The following is a 14,082-nucleotide window of genomic DNA, read 5'->3' on the forward strand; positions in this document are numbered from 1 at the left end:
CCACCCGTGTACGCCCTCTTGCAATTGTTTCCCCTTTCGTTAACAGCGATCGGCGCACTGCGCCTCCTAGTTGTTAGCTGCGGGGCGCCCGAGCCCCCGCTCCTACAAGAGCCTTATCAGGCTTCGAGCAGCTCGGCGGCGACTTCCAGCACGTTCTCGACGGTGAAGCCGAAGTGCTCGAACAGCGCCGGGGCCGGGGCCGACTCACCGAAGGTGGTCATGCCGATGACGCGGCCTTCCAGGCCGACGTACTTGTACCAGTAGTCGGCGTGGGCGGCTTCGATGGCGATGCGCGCAGCCACCTGCACCGGCAGCACGGCCTGCTTGTAGCCGGCGTCCTGCTGGTCGAAGACGCTGGTGGACGGCATGGAAACCACGCGCACCTTGCGGCCTTCGGCGCTGAGCTTGTCGAACGCCTGCACGGCCAGACCGACTTCGGAGCCGGTGGCGATCAGGATCAGTTCCGGCTCGCCGTCGCAATCCTTCAGCACGTAGGCGCCACGGGCCACGTCGGCCAGCTGGGCGGCGTCGCGCGGCTGGTGCGGCAGGTTCTGGCGGCTGAAGATCAGCGCGGACGGACCGTCGGCACGCTCGATGGCGTACTTCCAGGCCACCGCGGATTCCACGGCATCCGCCGGGCGCCAGGTGTCCAGGTTCGGGGTCAGGCGCAGGCTGGCCAGCTGCTCGATCGGCTGGTGGGTCGGGCCGTCTTCGCCCAGACCGATGGAGTCATGGGTGAACACGTAGAGCACGCGCTGCTTCATCAGGGCGGACATGCGCACCGCGTTGCGGGCGTACTCCATGAAGATCAGGAAGGTCGCGCCGTAGGGGATGAAGCCGCCGTGCAGGGCCACGCCGTTCATGATGGCGCTCATGCCGAACTCGCGCACGCCGTAGAACAGGTAGTTGCCGTTGGCATCGTCGGCGCTCACGCCCTTGCAGCCTTTCCACAAGGTCAGGTTGGAGCCGGCGAGGTCGGCGGAGCCGCCCAGCAGTTCCGGCAGCAGCGGGCCGAAGGCGTTCAGGGCGTTCTGGCTGGCCTTGCGGCTGGCGATGGTCTCGCCTTTCAGGGCGACGTCAGCGACGTAGGCGGCGGCTTTCTCGGCGAAGTCCGCCGGCAGCTCACCGGCAACGCGGCGTTCGAACTCGGCGGCCAGTTCCGGGTGCGCGGCCTGGTAGGCGGCGAAACGCTTGTTCCACTCGGCTTCGCGGGTGGCGCCGGTGTCCTTGGCGCTCCACTCGGCGTAGATGTCCGCCGGGATTTCGAACGGGGCGTGGTTCCAGCCCAGCGCGGCGCGGGTGGCGGCCACTTCGTCGACGCCCAGGGCGGCGCCGTGGCTTTCTTCCTTGCCCTGCTTGTTCGGCGAACCGAAGCCGATGATGGTCTTGCAGCAGATCAGGGTCGGCGCGTCGCTCTTGCGGGCGGTGTCGATGGCGGTCCTGATCTCGTCGGCGTCATGCCCGTCGACGTTGCGGATCACCTGCCAGCCGTAGGCTTCGAAGCGCTTGGGGGTGTCGTCGGTGAACCAGCCGTGGACTTCGCCGTCGATGGAGATGCCGTTGTCGTCGTAGAAGGCAACCAGCTTGTTCAGGCGCAGGGTGCCGGCCAGCGAGGCGACTTCATGGGAGATGCCCTCCATCATGCAGCCGTCGCCCAGGAAGGCGTAGGTGTAGTGGTCGACGATGCTGTGGCCGTCGCGGTTGAACTGTGCGGCCAGTACCTTCTCGGCCAGCGCCATGCCCACGGCGTTGGCGATGCCCTGGCCCAGCGGGCCGGTGGTGGTCTCGACGCCGGCGGTGTAGCCGTACTCCGGATGGCCCGGGGTGCGCGAGTGCATCTGGCGGAAGTTCTTCAGGTCCTCGACGGTGACGTCGTAGCCGGTGAGGTGCAGCAGCGAGTAGATCAGCATCGAGCCGTGGCCGTTGGACAGCACGAAGCGGTCGCGGTCGGCCCACTGCGGGTTGCTCGGGTTGTGCTTGAGGTAGTCGCGCCAGAGCACTTCGGCGATATCCGCCATGCCCATGGGGGCGCCGGGATGGCCGCTGTTGGCTTTCTGCACGGCATCCATGCTCAGTGCGCGGATGGCGTTGGCTCGCTCACGACGGCTGGGCATCGCTGAATCTCCTGCGGGGGCTGCTTCGAAAGATCGAAGGGAATGAAAAAAGGCCGGCATTTTCGCCCAGCCGGGCCCTGCGGGGCAATGACAGATCGGCAGATGGCTGATGCAAGGCACGGGGTTGCGTCATCCAGACGGCCAAAAACCACTCATCCGCCAATATCAAAACTTTTTGATACAGCTATTGCCCGCTCCGGAAGCCACGACTAGACTGCGCGACCTATGAGTCTGCGCCTGCCCGAAATCCGCCACGACGATTGCGACCAGCTGGCTGCCCTGTGCAAGGCCGGCGGCGATCCGCTGCGGCTGAACGTGCTGCGGGTGCTGGCCAACGATTCGTTCGGCGTGCTGGAGCTGGCGCATATCTTCGGCGTGCGCCAGTCGGGCATGAGCCACCACCTCAAGGTACTGGCCCAGGCCGGTCTGGTCGCCACCCGCCGCGAAGGCAACGCGATCTTCTATCGCCGCGCCCTACCCCAGGGCGAAAGCCTGGGTGGCACGCTGCACGGAGCGCTGCTCGAAGAGGTGGACGAACTGGCGCTGGCCGACGACGTCAGCGCCCGCATCGATGGCGTGCACGCCCAGCGTGCCGCCGCCAGCCGCGACTTCTTTGCCCGCAGCGCGGAGAAGTTCCAGGCGACCCAGGACCTGATCGCAGGACTGCCGCAATACCGCGAAAGCGTGCTGGCGCTGCTCGATGCACTGAGCTTCGCCCCCGGCGCCACGGCGCTGGAAGTCGGCCCCGGCGATGGCGGGTTCCTCCCCGAGCTGGCCCGGCGTTTCACGCAGGTCACGGCGCTGGACAACAGCCAGGCCATGCTCGAGTTGGCACGGCAACGCTGCGCCAGCGAAGGTTTGAACAACGTCCGGCTGCGGCTGGGCGACGCCCTGCAGGATGTCGACGACGCGGCGGACTGCGTGGTGCTGAACATGGTGCTGCACCACTTTGCCGCACCGGCGGAGGCCGTGAAGCAGCTGGCGCACCTGGTGAAACCCGGTGGCAGCCTGCTGGTGACCGAACTCTGCAGCCACGACCAGAGCTGGGCCCGCGAGGCCTGTGGTGATCTCTGGCTGGGGTTCGAACAGGAAGACCTGGCCCACTGGGCCGACGCCGCCGGGCTCGCGTCCGGCGAAAGTGTTTACATCGGTTTACGCAATGGCTTTCAGATCCAGGTACGGCACTTCGCCAAACCGGATTCGCGAAGCGTCCTCACCCACCGGTAAATGATAGGAACCGTTAGATGAGCGAATACTCTGTTTTCACCTCCGAATCCGTCTCCGAAGGCCATCCGGACAAGATCGCGGACCAGATTTCCGATGCGGTGCTCGACGCCATCATCGCCAAGGACAAATACGCCCGCGTGGCCTGCGAAACCCTGGTGAAGACCGGTGTCGCGATCATCGCCGGTGAAGTCACCACCTCCGCCTGGGTCGACCTGGAAGACCTGGTGCGCAAGGTCATCATCGACATCGGCTACAACAGCTCCGACGTCGGCTTCGACGGCGCCACCTGCGGCGTGCTGAACATCATCGGCAAGCAGTCGGTGGACATCAACCAGGGCGTCGACCGCGCCAAGCCCGAAGATCAGGGCGCCGGCGACCAGGGCCTGATGTTCGGCTACGCCAGCAACGAAACCGACGTGCTGATGCCCGCGCCGATCTGCTTCTCCCACCGTCTGGTGGAGCGCCAGGCCGAAGCCCGCAAGTCCGGCCTGCTGCCGTGGCTGCGTCCGGACGCCAAGTCCCAGGTCACCTGCCGCTACGAGAACGGCAAGGTCGTCGGCATCGACGCCATCGTCCTGTCCACCCAGCACAACCCGGAAGTCAGCTACAAGGACCTGCGCGAAGGCGTGATGGAGCTGATCATCAAGCAGGTGCTGCCGGCCGAGCTGCTGCACAAGGACACCCAGTTCCACATCAACCCGACCGGCAATTTCGTGATCGGCGGTCCGGTGGGCGACTGCGGCCTGACCGGCCGCAAGATCATCGTCGACTCCTACGGCGGCATGGCCCGTCACGGCGGCGGCGCGTTCTCCGGCAAGGACCCGTCCAAGGTCGACCGCTCCGCCGCCTACGCCGGCCGTTACGTGGCCAAGAACATCGTGGCCGCGGGTCTGGCCGAGCGTTGCGAGATCCAGGTGTCCTACGCCATCGGCGTGGCCCAGCCGACCTCCATCTCGATCAACACCTTCGGCACCGGCAAGATCAGCGATGACAAGATCATCCAGCTGGTCCGCGAGCACTTCGACCTGCGTCCGTACGCGATCACCAAGATGCTCGACCTGCTGCACCCGATGTACCAGCCGACCGCGGCCTACGGCCACTTCGGTCGCAACCCGTACGAAATGACCTACGGTGACGACACCTTCACCGCCTTCACCTGGGAACGCACCGACAAGGCTGCCGCCCTGCGTGACGCCGCCGGCCTGTAAGACCCGGTAGCAGGAAAAAGCCCCGCCTTGGCGGGGCTTTTTCATTTCTGGCGCAAGGGATTTTTGTAGGAGCGAGCTGCTCGCGAATGGCCCCAGCGACGGCGTTGAGAGGTTCGCGAGCAAGCTCGCTCCTACACAAGACTTCAAGGCCCCCGAGCCTGCCGCCGGCGTCCGACGAAGCTCTGCGAAGCATCCTTCCCCTCCCTCGGCCTCGACCACCGCTGGGCGCTTCTAGGCTGCCCTCCATTGCCCCGCGCGGAGGTCCGCCATGCCACGCCTGTTACTCGTCCTGCTGCTTGGTCTTGCCACAACCATCCAGGCCTGCCCTGACTGGCCTGCCCAGCAGGCACCAGAGCAGATCGAAGCACTCCGTACACAGCTGAAGCAATGGGATGAGGCCTACCACCGCGACGGACAATCCCCGGTCGCCGACGAACTCTACGACCAGGCCCGCGAGCGGCTCCGGCAATGGCAGGCGTGCTCCCCGCAAGTCCTTTCCGCACCCGAATCACCGCTGGCCAGCAGCACCGGGGAGATTCGTCACCCCTTCGTCCACACCGGCCTCGACAAGCTGGCCGATGCGTCGGCGGTGGGCAATTGGCTGGCGAACCGCAGCGACCTCTGGGTGCAGCCCAAGGTCGATGGCGTGGCAGTCACGCTGATCTATCGCGACGGCCGCTTCGTCCAGGCAATCAGCCGCGGCGACGGCACCGCCGGGCAGGACTGGACAGCCAATGCGCAGCGGATAGCCGCCATCCCCAAGGCACTACCCGGCGAACGCGGTCGGCTGGTAGTGCAAGGCGAGCTGTACTGGCGCCTGCCGCGACATGTGCAAGCGCTGCAAGGCGGGGCCGGAGCGCGCGGCAAGGTTGCAGGGCTGATGGCGCGCAGGGAACTGGGAGACGAAGGTGAGCAGATCGGCCTGTTCATCTGGGAGTTGCCGGACGGCCCGCTGGACATGCCCGAGCGCCTGGCACGCCTGCGCCAGCTGGGATTCGGCGACAGTGCCGAGCTGACCGAGGCAGTGGCAGGGCAGCCCGATATCGAGGCGTGGCGCGAACGCTGGTATCGCCAGCCGCTGCCGTTCGCCAGCGACGGCATCGTCATCCGCCAGGGCCGCCGACCGCCGGGCAAGGCCTGGAGCGCACAGGCGCCGGGCTGGGCGGTGGCGTGGAAGTACCCGCATCAACAGGCACTGGCCGAAGTACGGCGCGTGGAGTTCAAGGTCGGGCGCAGCGGACGGGTCACACCTGTGCTGCATCTCGCCCCGGTGGAACTGGATGGGCGAACCATCCAGCGCGTCGGCGCCGGCTCGCTCAAGCGTTGGCGCAGCCTCGACGTTCGCCCCGGCGACCAGGTCGCCATCGCCCTCGCCGGGCTGACCATCCCGCGGCTGGACGGCGTGGTCTGGCGCTCGCCGATTCGCCCCGAATTGGCCGTGCCGATGGACGAGCAGTTCAACGCCCTCTCCTGCTGGCAACCCAGCGCTGGCTGCGAGGAGCAATTTCTCGCCCGCCTGCAATGGCTGGGCGGCAAGAACGGCCTGGGGCTATCGGGCATCGGTCCGGGCACTTGGCGACGTCTGCACGAAGCCGGCCTGCTGGCGGGACTGCTCGACTGGATGACATTGACACCGGAGCAATTGATCCAGGTGCCCGGCCTGGGCGAGCGCAGCGCCGCCAGCCTGCACCAGCAGTTCCAGCTGGCTCGCCAACGCTCGTTCGCTGTCTGGCTGCGCGCGCTCGGTACGCCCTCTCCCAGCGTTCATCCAGCAGGAGAGAACTGGACCGCCCTGGCCGCCCGCAGCGCATCGCAATGGCAGGAGCGACCCGGCATCGGCAAGGTCCGCGCGGCACAGCTGGAAGCCTTCTTCACCGCGCCGGAGATCGTGCAACTGCGCGGGCAGTTACACGACCTGGGTGTCGCCGGCTTCTGAGCGCCTCAGCGCATCTGGAAGGCTTCCTGGTGGAAGCGGCTGCCCGGCATGCCCTGGCGGCGCAGGTCACGGCGCAGCAGTTCGGCCAGCGCCTGCGGACCGCAGAACCAGACGCTCGGCCAGCGCCCCTGCGCACCGGGCGCCAGCCCCAGATCGGCGGCCTGCAGGTAGCCTTCGCTCTCGCTGTAGTGCACACGCAGGTCGATACGCGGCAATTTCGCGCACAGTTCGCGTAGACGGCCGGCGTAGATGGCATCGGACGGCGAGCGCACACAGTACAGCAACGTCACTTCCGGGCAGTCTTGCGGCCGTGCCTGCAGTGATTCAAGCCACGCCAGGAATGGGGTAATGCCGATGCCGCCGGCGATCCAAACCTGCCGCTCGCCCTTGTCGCGGCGGAAGTCGAAGCGGCCGTACGGCCCTTCCACTTTCACCGGATCACCGACCTTCAGCCCAGCCTGAAGGCGCTGGGTGTAGTCCCCCAGCGCCTTGATGCTGAAGCGCACCTCGCCATTGCCACGGTCGCCGCTGGAAAGGGTAAAGGGATGCTGGCCTTCCAGGCGGTCGCAGGTGAGGAAGGCGAACTGGCCGGCCCGATGCTGCCAGCGGCCCTGCAGCTTGCAGGTCACTTCCAGCATGCGCTCGCCGGGGCGCTCGATCGCGACCACCACGCCTTCATGGCTGCGCCGGCGGCCGATCTGCCCGGTCAGCGACCAGATTGCGCAAAGGCTGCCCACCGCCGCGCAAAGCCCCACCAGCCAGCCGATCGGCTGCGTCCAGTAGCCCGCCGGCGCCAGCACCACGCCGTGGAAAGCGAGCACCAGGTAGACCAGCGCGAGGGTTTTGTGGACGTAGCGCCACAGGTGGTAGGGGAAGCGTTGCCAGAGGGTGATGACCAGCATCGCCGCCAGCAGCCAGGCCGACCATTCGCCCAGGTCCTTGGCCGAGCCACGGAACGCGTCGAGGAAGGTTTCCACCCGCGGTCCCTTCGCCGGCTTGGCGATGAACTCGGCGAGCAGCGGCCCGCCCAGTTCCATCAGGTAGTGGGCAAGGCCCAGCACGATGGCCAGGATGCCCGCCCACTTGTGCGCGCGGTACATGCGGTCGAGGCCGTCCAGCGGCTTTTCCAGCCAGACCGGGCGCACCGCCAGCAGCATGATCAGCGACATCAGCGCGAAGGACGCGACGCCGGTGAAGAGAATGGCCTGCTTGCGCAGGACCCAGATGTCCAGCGTTGCCGGCGGGTCGATGAACAGCGCCAGGCCAAAGGTGGCCGCCACGGCCACGAGTACGATCCAGATGAGTTTCATGAGTCCTCCTTGGGGCGCCAAAGCAGCGAGCCCAAGCGGAAGCTGAAGGATTCTTCTGAATCATCCCTTAATTTAGTAAGGACTTTAGGTAGGCATCGGCATTGCCATGACGCATGTCAAAGGCATCGTCCTTCGTTATGCTCGGCACATTCCTACAGCCCTGTTTTTGCCATGCGCCTGCGAGTACTGTCCGACCTCCATCACGAACACTTCCCCAATGGCCGCCGCGAACTGCCGCAGACCTCCGCGGATGTCGTCGTGCTGGCCGGGGACATCCACGAGCACCTGCAAGGCCTGCACTGGGCACGCGAGGAGTTCGCCGACAGCCAGATCATCTATGTCGCCGGCAATCACGAGTACTACCACTCCGACCTGCCGGAGCTGACCCAGGCCATGCGCAACCTCGCCCGCGCGCTGGATATCCACTTCCTCGAGAAGGATGCAGTGGTCCTCGGCGGCGTGCGCTTCCTCGGCACCACGCTGTGGACGGACTTCCAGCTTTACGGCGAACGTGCGGCGGAACTGGCCTGCGAGCAGGCACAGCTGCTGATGCCCGATTTCACTACGGTGGATTACTTCACCCAGCCCTTCACCCCCGGGATGAGCCGGGAGCTGTGCGGCGCCAGCTGCGAATGGCTGGCGGCAGAGCTGGAGCAACCCTTCGCCGGCCCGACGGTGGTGGTGACGCACCACGCCCCCAGCACCCGCTCCATCCCCTCGCACTATGTCGGGGACGCCCTGTCGCCCGCTTTCGCCTCGAACCTGGAAGGCCTGGCGGAGCGCTGCGACCTGTGGATTCACGGGCATGTGCACGAGTGCCTGGACTATCGCATCGGCAAGGCGCGCATCGTCGCCAATCCCGGCGCCTACCCCGGCGAGGACAGTGGATTCGATCCCTGCCGGGTGATCGAACTCTAGAACGGCGGCTCGTCAGGTGGAGGCTCGTCACGAGGAGTCTCGGCAGGTGAGAGCGCGCTGAAGAAGCGCCAGATTTCAGCGGGGCCATCCAACTGCGGGTCGATCTGGCCGAGCAGGCGCGGCGGCCGGTAGAGCGGCTGCGAAATCAGGTGCCCACCGCCGAACACCGTCACCAGCTCCACCGGCGGTCCGTCAGCGCCAGCCCAGAGCTGCCGCTGCGTCCACACCGGGCCCGGCTGGGTCAGCTTGTCCACCTGCGGTTCGCCGCCCTGGCCGTTGCGCCGTGCCAGCGCGAGGGCGGAATCCTCGGCGGAGAGCACATTGCCGCGATCACCGAAGCCGAACAGCGTGACCCGGCCACCGCCGTAGGGGTTGATCGGATCTCGCGTGCCATTCATCAACAGCGCCGCCTTGGGTTGCTCGGCGGGGCGGCAGGCATCGTTGTCGGTGCTGGGCAGGCTGGCGGCCACGGCGGCGACGCCACCGATCTTGTCCGGCGCCTCGGCGGCCAGGCGCAGCGCCATCTGCCCGCCGTTGGAGTAACCGGTCACGAACACCCGCGAGGGATCGACGCCGCGCTCCCGCTGCAGGCCTTCGATCATCTGCGAGAGGAAGCCGACGTCATCGATGTTCAGACGCCGCGCGCTGTAGGAAGCGACCCGCCGGCAGTCGTTCCAGTGTCCTTCGAAACCGTCCGGGTAGAGCACCAGGAAACCGTCGCGGTCGGCCAGCGCGTCGAAGCGGTAGCCGCTGTCGCGGCGCATGCGTTCGCCGTTGCTCTGCGAGCTGTGCAGCACCACCAGCAGCGCGGGATGCTCGGCGAGCTTTTGCGGCACGTAGAGCACATAGCTGCGGCGCCGTTCGCCCTGGCGCACCGAGGCATCCTCGCTGCTGCCGGTCAGCACCGGCCGCTGCTTCAGTTCGCCGGGGACATACCACCAGCCGCCCACCAGCAGCGCCAGCACCAGCAGCGCGATGAGTGCCTGCACGATCCGCATCGCCACCCGCATACCGCCTCTCCTTGCCCGCCCGGCGGGCCTTGCGAGTCCCGGCCTGTTCCTCAGGCGAAGGTCCTTGGACACCAATGCCCGGGGGCCGATGGCCGGGGCAATTGTCCTGAGGCAGCCTCCGTTCATCCCGTCCATGGCAAACTCTAGCCGTTGACTCCAACGTCATAGTGTTTGGTAACCAAGGATTCCGAAAATGTTCCGAAGCTCCGCCCTGATGGCCGCCGTTTTCGCCTTCGGCTGCGCAAGCCCGCTGTTGGCCGCCGATGCGGCGCAGCAGCCGTTGACCGGCTGTGCGGCCAAGCGTGCCGCCATCGAAACCCAACTCGAACAGGCCAAGGCCCAGGGCAACGGCAATCGCGTCGCCGGCCTGCAGACCGCCCTGGAGAAGGTGAAGACCTACTGCACCGACGCCAGTCTCACGCAAGAGCGCAAGCAGAACGTGCTGGAGGCGGAGAAGGACGTCGCCCAGCGCGAGAAAGACCTGCGCAAGGCGATGAACAAGGGCGATCCGGAGAAGATCGAGAAGCGCAAGGACAAACTGGCCGAAGCCCGCGCCGAACTGGAGCAGGCCAAGCGCGAGCTGGAGGAGTAAAGGCCCTGCTTCGCGAGTCGCGCTGACTGTAGGAGCGAGCTTGCTCGCGAAGCGCTTTGCAGCAAGGCCTTAGCAGAACTGCAGACGGGACTGCCCTGTTCGCGAGCAAGCTCGCTCCTACAAGGGACTCCGGCGTCAGAGCGCGCGGAATTTCTTGTGGCAGGCTTCGCAGGCATCTTCCACCGCGGCGAAGTCCTTGCGTACGCCCTCGGGCGTCGGCGCGGCATTGCGGGTGTTCTCGCCCAGGGTGCGGACGGCCTGCTCGAAGGTCTTGGCGTCGGCCTGGAACTCCAGCTGGCGCTGCCAGATTTCCGCCTTGGCGCGGGTGTCGTCGCTTTCCACCTGATCGGCCGGCGGCTGGGTACTGGGGAAGTACTGCCAGGGCTTGTCGGCCAGCTCGCCGAGCCTGGTCGAGTTCGCGCGGAACTTGTCCGCGTCGAAGGGGATGCGTCCGCGCAGCATGCCGCCCATGTCCTCGCTGGTCTTGAGCATCTCCTTGAACACCGCCTGGCGCTTGTACTCCGGCGAGTTGGGGTCCTGGCGATGGCAGCCGGCGAGCGCCGCGCCGGCGAGCAGCAGAACGAGCAGGGTCTTCAACTTCATGGGGGACTCTTGTAGGACGGCTGGACACGGAAGCGGCGGATTATCCGCCCCGATGTCCGAATGTTCCAGACCACGCCCGAGCAGCTGCGGCCATCCGCCGCAGCCGCGCGCCTTTCGTTCAGCCGCCGTTCAGGCGCGCCCAGGTCAGGCCGAAACGACGAAGATCGCGATGATCAGCCCCATGCCGAGGAACCAGACCAGCGAGCGCAGCAGCGCCAGGTCGGCCACGTAGAAAATCAGGTAGAGCAGGCGACTGGTGACCCAGGCGATGGCCAGGCGGTCGATGGTGGCGGGTTCGGCGTTGTTCACCACGTAGGCGATGATCACCGCCGCGGCGAAGGCCGGGGTAACCTCGAAGCTGTTCATCTGGAAGGCGTTGGCGCGCTTGCGGTAGCCCTCCAGGGAAGCGAGGAAGGTGCGCGGATCGTGGTTCTGCCGGGGGCCGAAGCCGCCGCCGGTGAACTTGGCGAGGCTGGTGCCGACGTAGGGCAGGAAGATCGCGATCAGGACGCACCAGAAGGCAATGGGCATGGGGAAAATCTCGTCGAGGGGAAAGCGCGCAGCTTAGGTCACAGCCACAGGCCACGTCCTTGACCGACTTGGCGGTCCGGCTTGTAGCGCGGGCCAATCCTCACAGCTTCATCACCAGCATGCCGGCCAGCACCAGGCTGCACGCAGCCAGCCGTGGCAGGCCGAAGGGCTCCTTGAGGAAGCGCATGCCGAACAGCACCACCAGCAGTACGCTGGTCTCGCGCAACGCGGCGGCCTCGGCAATGGAGCCCAGCTGCATGGCCCAGAGCACCAGCCCGTAGCTGAGCAGCACGCAGAAACCGACGCTCAGGCCGAGCTTCCAGTCGTTGATCCAGAATTTGGCGAAGGCGCGTGTGCGCCCGACCAGCGCCACCAGCGGAAAAGGCAGGCCGGACAGCAGCGACAGCCAGACCAGGTAGTCCAGCGGCCTGGGCCAGAGCTTCAGCGCGTTGCCATCGGTCCAGGTGTAGCTGCCGATGCACAGGCCCATCAGCAGCACGGTGGGATAGGCGATCCACGGCAGCTTCGAGCCGCCGCCGCCCTTGAGCAGGAACAGCATGCCGACCGGGATCAGCAGGATGCCGAGGATCTGCCTGTCGGTCAGGTGCTCGCCGCCGAAATACAGGGTCAGCGCCAGCACCACCAGCGGCGACAGTCCGCGCATCAGCGGGTAGACCAGTCCCAGATCGCCGACCTTGTAGGCCTGGATCAGCAGCACCCGGTAGACCAGCTGCAGCGACACCGCGGCCAGCAGCCAGGGCCAGACCCCGGCGGGCGGAATCTCGATCCAGGGCAGCAGCGCCAGCCCGGCGGCCAGGCCGACGACGTCCATGCAGGCAACTACCAGCAGGCGGTCGTTGCTGAATTTGACGAGGGTGTTCCAGGTGGCGTGCAGCAGGGCGGCCAGCAGCACCAGGGTTGTGGCGAGCACGGAAATGAACTCCTGGTATAGACCAACTGGATTCTATCCCGAGCCACCCCGTCACCGGCAAGCACCGGCTGTTTCGGACATTTCCATCTGACTCCTCAGCCGGAACTGGCCTAGACTGGGCCTTTTCGTCAGCACGAGCGCCTGCCATGCCCCGTTTGATCAAGTTTCTCACCGGCTACATTCTGGTCCCCCTGCTCTCCGGTTGCGGCTACAACGCCATGCAGGCCGGCGACGAACAGGTGAAGGCCGCCTGGTCGGAAGTGCTCAACCAGTACCAGCGCCGCGCGGACCTGATCCCCAACCTGGTAAGCACCGTGAAGGGCTACGCTTCCCATGAAGCCAGCGTGCTGACGCAGGTGACCGAGGCCCGCGCCAAGGTCGGCAGCACCACGCTCAATGCCGACCAGCTCGGCGACGAGGCTGCCGTGAAGCGCTTCCAGCAGGCCCAGGGCGAACTCAGCTCGGCGCTCTCGCGCCTGCTGGTGGTCACCGAGAACTACCCGCAGCTCAAGGCCGACGGCCTGTTCAAGGACCTGCTGACCCAGCTCGAAGGCACCGAGAACCGCATCACTGTCGCCCGTGGCCGCTACGTGAAGGCCGTGCAGGAGTACAACGTGATGATTCGCCAGTTCCCCCAGGTGATCACCGCGAAGATCTTCGGCTACCAGCCCAAGGCCAACTTCAGCGTCGAGAACGAAGCCGCCATCTCCACCGCGCCTAAAGTGGACTTCGGCAACGCGCCGGCGCAGCCCGCGCAATGACCCTGCCGCGCTGGCTGCTGGCCGCCCTGCTGCTGTGCTGGGCGGCCCTGTTGCAGGCCGCGCCGGTCGCCATCCCGCCGCTCAGCGCCCGCGTCACCGACCTCACCGGGACTCTCGACGCGGGCCAGCGCGCACAGCTGGAAAGCCAGCTCGCCGGCCTCGAGCAACGCAAGGGTGCGCAGATCGCCGTGCTGCTGATCCCGAGCACCGGCGAGGACAGCATCGAGGACTACGCGGTACGAGCTTTCGAGCAATGGAAGCTGGGCCGCAAGGGCGTGGACGACGGCGTGCTGCTGGTGATCGCCAAGGATGACCGCGCGCTGCGCATCGAAGTCGGCTACGGCCTGGAAGGCACCATCACCGACGTGCAGGCCGGACGCATCATCCGCGAGCAGATAGTCCCGCACTTCAAGACGGGTGACTTCGCCGGTGGCATCCAGGCCGGCGTGGACAGCCTGGTCGCGCTGATCGAGCCGCCAGCGGCGGCGCCTGCCGAACCCGACGCGAGCACAGCGGATCAACTGCCGCAGACGGGACCGGTGACGGGCTACAGCGACGCCTATTCCAACCGCAACTCCAGCGCCGCCGAGGAAATCCCGCCCGCGCGCCTGCTCGGCCTGCTCGCCCTGCTGGTGGGCGTGCCGCTGCTCTGCCTGCTGTTCCCGGTTCAGTGGCTGCGCCAGCGCAGCATGGGCCGCTACCTGCTGTGCAGCGCCCTGGTCGGCGGCGTGGCCTCGGCAGTGCTGCTGTTCAGCGAAGCCAATCCCGAAGCCCTGCAGCAGCAGATGATCGGTTCCTTCTCGATCCCGCTGGTGCTGTACATCTTCTTCCTGCCGCCGATGTGGCTGACCTCCGGCGTGCTGCAACTGCTGCTGATGATCATCAGCTCGATCGGCCGTGGCGGCGGCGGTCGTGGAGGCGGTGGAGGCGGTGGCTTCCGG

General features: G+C 66.7%; 13 protein-coding genes. 7 read left to right on the forward strand and 6 right to left on the reverse strand.

Annotated features, from left to right (window positions below; all coding sequences use genetic code 11):
- Nucleotides 1–116: 116 nt before the first annotated feature.
- Nucleotides 117–2,114, reverse strand: a complete 1,998-nt coding sequence (gene tkt, locus ACCC94_RS21160; RefSeq protein ID WP_413351491.1) for a transketolase — start codon at nucleotides 2,112–2,114, stop codon at nucleotides 117–119.
- 225 nt (nucleotides 2,115–2,339) lie between these two features.
- Here tkt and ACCC94_RS21165 point away from each other — a divergent pair, with 225 nt between their 5' ends.
- The 3 genes from ACCC94_RS21165 (at nucleotide 2,340) to ligB (ending at nucleotide 6,485) form a co-directional block, all read left to right on the forward strand.
- Nucleotides 2,340–3,341 (forward strand): ArsR/SmtB family transcription factor, encoded by a 1,002-nt coding sequence (locus tag ACCC94_RS21165; protein WP_413351493.1) that lies wholly within the window; start codon nucleotides 2,340–2,342, stop codon nucleotides 3,339–3,341.
- Nucleotides 3,342–3,358: 17 nt separating this feature from the next.
- Complete coding sequence (gene metK, locus ACCC94_RS21170; RefSeq protein WP_413351496.1) at nucleotides 3,359–4,549, forward strand: methionine adenosyltransferase; 1,191 nt, start codon at nucleotides 3,359–3,361, stop codon at nucleotides 4,547–4,549.
- 268 nt (nucleotides 4,550–4,817) lie between these two features.
- Nucleotides 4,818–6,485, forward strand: coding sequence for an NAD-dependent DNA ligase LigB (gene ligB, locus ACCC94_RS21175; protein WP_413351498.1), 1,668 nt, complete (start codon nucleotides 4,818–4,820; stop codon nucleotides 6,483–6,485).
- Between the two features lie 5 nt (nucleotides 6,486–6,490).
- Here ligB and ACCC94_RS21180 read toward each other — a convergent pair whose 3' ends face one another.
- Complete coding sequence (locus ACCC94_RS21180) at nucleotides 6,491–7,795, reverse strand: ferric reductase-like transmembrane domain-containing protein (RefSeq protein ID WP_413351500.1); 1,305 nt, start codon at nucleotides 7,793–7,795, stop codon at nucleotides 6,491–6,493.
- A 171-nt stretch (nucleotides 7,796–7,966) separates the two neighbouring features.
- Here ACCC94_RS21180 and ACCC94_RS21185 point away from each other — a divergent pair, with 171 nt between their 5' ends.
- Nucleotides 7,967–8,713, forward strand: coding sequence for a metallophosphoesterase family protein (locus tag ACCC94_RS21185; protein ID WP_413351502.1), 747 nt, complete (start codon nucleotides 7,967–7,969; stop codon nucleotides 8,711–8,713).
- Here the strand turns inward: ACCC94_RS21185 and ACCC94_RS21190 are convergent.
- The gene (locus ACCC94_RS21190; RefSeq protein WP_413351503.1) at nucleotides 8,710–9,723 is read right to left on the reverse strand and encodes an alpha/beta hydrolase family esterase; all 1,014 of its coding nucleotides are present in this window, start codon (nucleotides 9,721–9,723) and stop codon (nucleotides 8,710–8,712) included. The genes ACCC94_RS21185 and ACCC94_RS21190 overlap by 4 nt on opposite strands.
- A 193-nt stretch (nucleotides 9,724–9,916) precedes the next feature.
- Between ACCC94_RS21190 and ACCC94_RS21195 the strand changes: the two genes are divergently transcribed.
- Nucleotides 9,917–10,315 carry a DUF1090 domain-containing protein gene (locus ACCC94_RS21195; protein ID WP_413351504.1) on the forward strand — a complete coding sequence of 133 codons (399 nt, stop codon included), beginning with the start codon at nucleotides 9,917–9,919 and terminating at the stop codon, nucleotides 10,313–10,315.
- Nucleotides 10,316–10,450: 135 nt separating this feature from the next.
- Here ACCC94_RS21195 and ACCC94_RS21200 read toward each other — a convergent pair whose 3' ends face one another.
- The 3 genes from ACCC94_RS21200 to ACCC94_RS21210 all read right to left on the reverse strand — a co-directional run bounded on the left by ACCC94_RS21200 (nucleotide 10,451) and on the right by ACCC94_RS21210 (nucleotide 12,380).
- Nucleotides 10,451–10,918: a c-type cytochrome gene (locus ACCC94_RS21200; protein ID WP_413351505.1), complete on the reverse strand. Its 468-nt coding sequence runs from the start codon at nucleotides 10,916–10,918 to the stop codon at nucleotides 10,451–10,453.
- Nucleotides 10,919–11,062: 144 nt separating this feature from the next.
- Complete coding sequence (locus tag ACCC94_RS21205) at nucleotides 11,063–11,449, reverse strand: MAPEG family protein (protein WP_413351506.1); 387 nt, start codon at nucleotides 11,447–11,449, stop codon at nucleotides 11,063–11,065.
- 100 nt (nucleotides 11,450–11,549) lie between these two features.
- Nucleotides 11,550–12,380: an EamA family transporter gene (locus ACCC94_RS21210; RefSeq protein WP_413351508.1), complete on the reverse strand. Its 831-nt coding sequence runs from the start codon at nucleotides 12,378–12,380 to the stop codon at nucleotides 11,550–11,552.
- Between the two features lie 146 nt (nucleotides 12,381–12,526).
- On the opposite strand from ACCC94_RS21210, the gene ACCC94_RS21215 reads away from it, so the two are divergent.
- Nucleotides 12,527–13,141 carry a LemA family protein gene (locus tag ACCC94_RS21215; protein WP_413351509.1) on the forward strand — a complete coding sequence of 205 codons (615 nt, stop codon included), beginning with the start codon at nucleotides 12,527–12,529 and terminating at the stop codon, nucleotides 13,139–13,141.
- The coding region (locus ACCC94_RS21220; RefSeq protein WP_413351510.1) for a TPM domain-containing protein at nucleotides 13,138–14,082 on the forward strand (945 nt) is incomplete at its 3' end. The genes ACCC94_RS21215 and ACCC94_RS21220, both read left to right, overlap by 4 nt.

This window comes from Pseudomonas sp. Pseusp97 (assembly GCF_047304025.1).
Classification (GTDB): domain Bacteria; phylum Pseudomonadota; class Gammaproteobacteria; order Pseudomonadales; family Pseudomonadaceae; genus Pseudomonas.